Raw genomic sequence first — 6,384 nt, forward strand, 5'->3', positions numbered from 1 at the left:
GCTTGGCCGGCGACTTTCGGGCTGTGAGCCGAAGGAGCCATCTGGTGGTTCCGTCCTGCTGGCGACCAGGTCTCGCGGCCTGGTCGTCGGGTGGGCGGGGTCAGGGGTGTCGCTGTTCTTTGCTGGTGCTTGTGAAAACTAGCACAAAGTCTGCACGGTCAGCAAAACGGGGTCCCTGCCGCTGTACACGCACACACTATCGGTAGGCCACGTGCGTGAGTGGTCTGGTCCCTCCAAGTTCGCGGTCAGACCTTGGCGAGCGGTTTCCGGGAACGGCGTGGCAAACCGGTCGTGAGCAGGATCGCGGTGACCGTCACGGCCAGCACGATCAGAGCCGTCCACCAGAACAGGACCAGGCCGAGGACGACCACGCCGTACGCGATCAGAGCCGTCCAGAGGTACATCAGCAGCACCGCCCGGCGGTGCGAGTGACCGCGCTGCATCAGCCGGTGGTGCAGGTGCAACTTGTCCGCGGCGAACGGCGACCGGCCGGCCTTGGTCCGGCGGACGTAGGCCATGGTCAGGTCCAGCGCAGGGATCGCGAGGACGGCGATCGGGAGGATCAGCGGGAGGAGCGCCGGCAGCAGGCTGGAGCCGCCCACCTCGTACGGGACCGCGTTCGGGTCCATCTGGCCGGTGAGGCTGATCGTCGACGCGGCCAGCATCAGGCCGATCAGCAGGGCGCCGGAGTCGCCCATGAAAACCCTGGCGGGAAAGAAGTTGTGCGGCAGGAAGCCGAGGCAGGCACCGGCCAGGGCCACCGTGATCAGGGTCGAGGTGGTCGCACGGTCGAGGTTCTGCTCGACGTTCAGCAGGTACGAGTAGGTGAAGAAAGCGGTCGCGCCGATCGCGGTGACGCCGGCCGCCAGGCCGTCCAGGCCGTCGACGAAGTTCACCGCGTTGCAGGACACCAGCAGGATGCCCGCGGTCAGCACGGCCAGCTGTGCGGGTGACGGCGAGATCACGCCACCGGGCAGCGGGAGCCAATACAACTGGATGCCCTGGACAACCATCACGCCGACCGCGAGGACCTGGCCGGCCAGCTTGGTGATCGCGTCCAGCTCGTACAGGTCGTCGACCACGCCGACGGCGCAGATCACCACCCCGCCGATCAGGATCGCCCGGGCGTCGTGGGCGACCTGCAGGCTGTCACCGAGGAACGGCAGGGCGGAGGCGACCGCGAACGCGGCGATCAGGCCGCCGAGGATCGAGATGCCGCCGAAGTACGGGATCGGGACCTTGTGCACGTCCCGGGACCGCACCTTCGCGACCGCGCCGTACCGCAGCGCGATCTGTCGGGCCACGCCGGTCAGCAGGAAGGTCGTGGCCATCGCCACGAACAGGACCAGCAGGTACTCGCGCACTAGTCCGCAGGCCTCACATCAGGATCGGTCGGCTTCTCGTCATCCGTTGCGTTGGACGCCTCGACCACATCTTCGGTTGGCTTTTCTGTGGTTTCCGCTGCGGTTTCCTCATCAGCGTCTGACGCGACCTCAGGCACGACAGCGCGCAGTTGCTCCAAGGAGAGGGCTCCCAGACGGACGACCTTGGGCGTCTCTCCCGTGAGGTCGACGATGGTCGACGGCTCCCCGCCGGTCACCGCGCCGCCGTCGAGGTAGACCGCGACCGAGTCCTGCAGTTGCTCCTCGGCGTCGTACACGTCCAGCGCGGCCGGCTGGCCGGACTTGTTCGCCGAGCTGACCGCGAGCGGCCCGGTCCGCGACAGCAGCTCGCGGGTGTTCTCGTGATCGGGCACCCGGAGCGCGACGGTCCCCTGGGTCTCCCCCAGGTCCCACATCAGCGACGTCTGCGCGTGGCAGATCACCGTCAACGGCCCCGGCCAGAACTCCTGGCAGAGCTTGCGGCCCGCGTCCGGGACGTCGGTGGCGAGCGCGTCCAGCGACTCGACCACCGAGATCAGCACCGGCGGCGGCATGTCCCGCCCGCGGCCCTTGGCGTCCAGCAGCCGCTGGACCGCGTCGGCCTTGAAGGCGTCCGCGGCGATCCCGTACACGGTGTCGGTCGGAAGGACGACCAGGTCGCCGGCCTCGATGGCATCCACGGCCGCGCGGTAGGCCGGTGCCAGTTCGTCGCCGCTGAAGTCGAAGCGCTCACTCACGGAGTGAATCGTGCCACTCACGCGGGCCCCGACTCCAACCGGGCTGCGCTCCACCCGTTCCTGACAAATGATTGTGAGCTTTCCAGCCACCCGGCCCCGGTACTCCTTAGGATCCCGGTCATGACTGTTTTGAATTGCCGAGCCTCCGGCCCGGCGGGTCATGGGGCCTCGGCTCCCGGCCTTCCCTCGTCGCTCCAGTCGCTTCGCTCCCTGCGCTCCTCAGTCCAGGCCGGGAGGCCCCATGACCGTGTCGCGTGAGTTCCTCGCCGCAATGCCGAAGGCCGAGTTGCATGTTCACCACGTCGGATCGGCCTCGCCGCGGATCGTCGCCGAGCTCGCCGCCCGGCACCCCGAGTCGCCGGTGCCGACCGACCCGGCGCTGCTCGCGGAGTACTTCAAGTTCACCGACTTCGCGAAGTTCATCGAGGTCTACCTGACCGTCGTCGACCTGATCAAGACGCCCGAGGACGTCCGGCTGCTGACCTACGAGGTCGCCCGCGAGATGGCCGCGCAGAACCTCCGGTACGCCGAGCTGACCTGTACGCCGTACACCTCCGTGCAGCGCGGGATCGCGGCCGAGGCGTACTGCGAGGCCATCGAGGACGCCCGGGTGGCCGCCGAGAAGGAATTCGGCATCACGCTGCGGTGGATCTTCGACATCGCCGGTGAGGCCGGGCTGCCGGCCGCCGAGGAGACGCTGCGGATCGCGACCAAGATCCGGCCGGAGGGCCTGGTCGGGTTCGGGCTCGGCGGGCCGGAGGTCGGCGTACCGCGGCCGCAGTTCCAGCCGCACTTCGAGGCTGCCGTCGCGGCCGGCCTGCACAGCGTGCCGCACGCGGGCGAGACCACCGGGCCGGAGACGATCTGGGACGCCGTCCGCGTGCTGAAGGCCGAGCGGATCGGCCACGGTACGTCGACCATGCAGGACCCGGCCCTGGTCGACTATCTGGGTGAGCACGGGATCCCGCTCGAGGTCAGCCCGACCTCGAACATCGCCACCCGCGCGGTCGCGTCGTACGACGTGCACCCGCTGCGCGCGATGGTCGACGCCGGCCTCGTCGTCACGATCAACTCCGACGACCCGCCGATGTTCGGCACCGATCTGACGAACGAGTACGCCGTCGCCGCCCGCCTCCTCGACCTCGACGAGACCGGCGTGGCCGAGCTCGCCAAGACCGCCGTCCGGGTGTCGTTCGCGGAGGACTCGGTCAAGGACGAACTGCTGGCAGAGATCGACGCGTACGTGAGCTAGGCCTGGGTACCTTGGTCCGGTGCGGAGAGTCTGTGGGGCGCTGGCGGTCGTCCTGGTGAGTGTGGCGGCCTGCAGCGACGTCCCCGCTGCCACGACCTCGACGACCTCCAAGCCGGCACCGACGGCCGTCCGGCCGAGTCCAACAGTCCCCACCCCGCCGGCCGACGGTGAGCTGCCGCGGGGCGGGCGGGTGATCTTCCCGAAGTACCAGCTGGTCGGGTACGTCGGCATGCCCGGATCGCCCGCGCTCGGGCCGTTGGACAAGGACCTCGACGCGAAGGCGGCGAAGCTGGAGACGCTGTCGAAGGCCTACGCGGCCGGGCGGACGCCGCTCCCGGTGATGGAGCTGATTGCCGTTGTGGCGAAGGGATCCCGGGGCAAGGACGGGATGTACCGCGGCCGGCTGCCGGACGTGACGATCGACGAGTATCTGGCCGTAGCCCGCAAGCACAAGATGCTGTTACTGCTCGACATCCAGCCGGGCCGGGCCAAGATCCTGCCCGAGGTGAAACGGCTCGAGCGCTGGCTGAAGGAGCCGGACGTAGGACTCGCGTTCGACCCGGAGTGGGCGGTCGGGCCGAGTCAGGTGCCGGGGCGGGTCTTCGGCCACACCACGGGCGCCGAGCTCGACAGCATCGCGTCGTACCTGTCGGGGCTGGTGAAGGCCGGCGACCTGCCAGAGAAGGTGTTCGTCTTTCACCAGCTGTCGACGCGGATCGTCACCAACGAGCAGGCCCTGAAGAAACATCCCGGCGTCGTCACCATCAAGTCCGTCGACGGCATCGGCGCCCGCGTCGACAAACTGAAAACCTGGACCAAACTCACCACGGGCCTTCCCCCGAGCGTCCATGCCGGCTTCAAACTCTTCTACGTCGAAGACACCCGCCACGGTCCCCTCATGACACCGACCCAGGTGATGGCCCTGAAACCCCGCCCAGAATTCGTGGTCTACGAGTAGTCAGATCCGGCGGCCGGTGGCGAAGCGGTGGCGGCCGGCCAGGTCCAGTTGGTCGCGGACTTCGGTGAAGAGGCCGGTGGTGGTGAAGACGGCGGGGGCGGATTCGCCCTGGACGTCGGCGTGTTCGCAGGCGAACCAGCCGCCGGGCTTGAGCAGGCGGGCCGCGGTGGCGGCGACCACCTTGATCTCGTCGAGGCCGTCGTCACCGGACCACAGCGCGAGCGCGGGGTCGTGGTCGCGGACCTCGGCGGTGACGGATTCCCAAGCGGTCAAAGGGATGTACGGCGGGTTGGAGATCACCGCGTCCACCTGACCGTCGAACTCCGGCAGACATCCGTCGATGTCGCGCTCATGCAGGACCGCGCCGGTGCCGGCCAGATTCCGCCTGGCCCAGACGCAGGCCTCCGGCGACAGCTCGACGGCATGTACGACGCTGTCCGGGCGCTCGGTCGCGATCGCGCCGGCGATCGCGCCTGAACCGGTGCAGAGGTCTACGACGAGCGGTTCCTTCACGTCCTTGAGGCGGTCGAGGATCCAGCCGACCATCACCTCGGTCTCCGGCCGCGGCACGAACACCCCCGGCCCGACCGAGAGCTCCCGGTAGCGGAAGGCCGCCGTACCGGTGAGGTGTTGGAGCGGTTCGCGACCAGCCCGGCGCTCGATCAGTACGTCGTACCGCTGCCTCTGCTCGTCCGTGGGCTCAGCCAGGTGCAGCCGACTCGATCCCGTGACAAACGCGAGCAGTTCAGCGGCGTCAAAGTCAGGCGACGCAACCCCCGCCTCCCGCAACCGACCCGTCGCCGCGGCTACCAGAGCTTTCACTCCGCTCACTGGGACTCGACGGCCTCGAGGCGGGCGGCCAGGTCGGCGTCGGTCAGGGCCTGGATCACCGGCGCCAGCTCGCCGCCGAGGACCTGGTCGAGGTTGTGCGCCTTGTAGCCGACGCGGTGGTCGGAGAAGCGGTTCTCCGGGAAGTTGTACGTGCGAATCCGCTCAGACCGGTCCACAGTCCGGATCTGCGACCGGCGCGCGTCGGACGCCTCCTGGTCGGCGGCCTCCTGCGCGGCGGCAAGCAGCCGGGACCGCAGGACACGCATGGCCTGCTCGCGGTTCTGCAGCTGGGACTTCTCGTTCTGCATCGAGACCACGATGCCGGTCGGCAAGTGGGTGATGCGCACGGCGGAGTCGGTCGTGTTCACGCTCTGCCCACCCGGCCCGGACGACCGGAACACGTCGATCCGCAGATCGTTCTGGTCGATCTCGACATCGACGTCCTCGGCCTCCGGCAGCACCAGCACGCCGGCCGCGGACGTGTGGATCCGCCCCTGCGACTCGGTTACCGGCACCCGCTGGACCCGGTGCACACCGCCCTCGAACTTGAGCTTCGCGTACGGCGCCTCCCCCGGCTCCGGCGTACCTTTCGCCTTCACCGCGACCGTGATCGACTTGTACCCGCCCAGGTCGGACTCGGCGGAGTCGAGGACCTCGGTCTTCCAGTTCTGCGACTCGGCGTACTTCAGGTACATCTTCAGCAGGTCGCCGGCGAACAGGGCCGATTCGTCGCCGCCCTCACCGGCCTTGATCTCGAGGATCGCGTCCTTGTCGTCACTCGGGTCCCGCGGGACCAGCAGCACCTGCAGCTTCTCGGCCAGCTCCTCGCGGCGGGCGGTCAGCTTGGTCGCCTCTTCCGCGAAGCTCGGGTCCTCGGCGGCCAGCTCACGCGCCGCCTCGATGTCGTCCCCGGTCCGCAGCCATTCGTCGTACGTGCGGACGACGGGTGCGAGCCCGGCGTACCGCTTGCCGACCCGGCGGGCGTTGGCCTGGTCGGAGTGCAGCTCCGGATCCGCCATCTGCCGCTCCAGCTCGGCGTACTCGGCCTTGAGCGTCTGAACCGCCTCGAACATCGTGCACTCCTCCCTTCGAAAACCCTGCTGACAACACAAACCGCGCGCCGGTCCACAGAGCGTGAGCTCGCGGACCGGCGCGCGGTGAAGATAGGAAGATCACACGTCTTAACACCAGTCACTAGGTCCATAATATCGGGTTTGGGTTTTT

General features: G+C 68.6%; 6 protein-coding genes. 2 read left to right on the top strand and 4 right to left on the bottom strand.

Going from position 1 to position 6,384, the window contains the following annotated elements:
• Positions 1-245: 245 nt before the first annotated feature.
• On the bottom strand, positions 246-1,364 hold the full coding sequence (locus AB0E63_RS42635; RefSeq protein ID WP_360379460.1) for an MraY family glycosyltransferase: 1,119 nt from the start codon (positions 1,362-1,364) through the stop codon (positions 246-248).
• Positions 1,364-2,119: an L-threonylcarbamoyladenylate synthase gene (locus tag AB0E63_RS42640; protein WP_360379462.1), complete on the bottom strand. Its 756-nt coding sequence runs from the start codon at positions 2,117-2,119 to the stop codon at positions 1,364-1,366. The genes AB0E63_RS42635 and AB0E63_RS42640 overlap by 1 nt, the downstream gene beginning before the upstream one ends.
• A gap of 241 nt (positions 2,120-2,360) precedes the next feature.
• Between AB0E63_RS42640 and AB0E63_RS42645 the strand changes: the two genes are divergently transcribed.
• Positions 2,361-3,371 (top strand): adenosine deaminase, encoded by a 1,011-nt coding sequence (locus AB0E63_RS42645; RefSeq protein WP_360379465.1) that lies wholly within the window; start codon positions 2,361-2,363, stop codon positions 3,369-3,371.
• A gap of 19 nt (positions 3,372-3,390) precedes the next feature.
• Positions 3,391-4,329, top strand: coding sequence for a hypothetical protein (locus AB0E63_RS42650; protein WP_360379468.1), 939 nt, complete (start codon positions 3,391-3,393; stop codon positions 4,327-4,329).
• Here the strand turns inward: AB0E63_RS42650 and prmC are convergent, their stop codons facing one another.
• Together prmC and prfA are read right to left on the bottom strand one after the other, a co-directional pair.
• Entirely contained in the window at positions 4,330-5,160 is an 831-nt protein-coding gene (gene prmC / locus AB0E63_RS42655; RefSeq protein WP_360379471.1) for a peptide chain release factor N(5)-glutamine methyltransferase, read from the bottom strand.
• On the bottom strand, positions 5,157-6,233 hold the full coding sequence (gene prfA, locus AB0E63_RS42660; RefSeq protein ID WP_360379474.1) for a peptide chain release factor 1: 1,077 nt from the start codon (positions 6,231-6,233) through the stop codon (positions 5,157-5,159). Before prfA ends, prmC begins: the two co-directional genes overlap by 4 nt.
• Between the last annotated feature and the right edge of the window lie 151 nt (positions 6,234-6,384).

Source organism: Kribbella sp. NPDC026596 (genome assembly GCF_040638415.1).
GTDB lineage: Bacteria > Actinomycetota > Actinomycetes > Propionibacteriales > Kribbellaceae > Kribbella.

Excerpts from the sequence above, each read along its gene's own strand:
- prfA (WP_360379474.1), bottom strand. The coding sequence starts at position 6,233 with ATGTTCGAGGCGGTTCAGACGCTCAAGGCCGAGTACGCCGAGCTGGAG.
- AB0E63_RS42645 (WP_360379465.1), top strand. The coding sequence starts at position 2,361 with ATGACCGTGTCGCGTGAGTTCCTCGCCGCAATGCCGAAGGCCGAGTTG.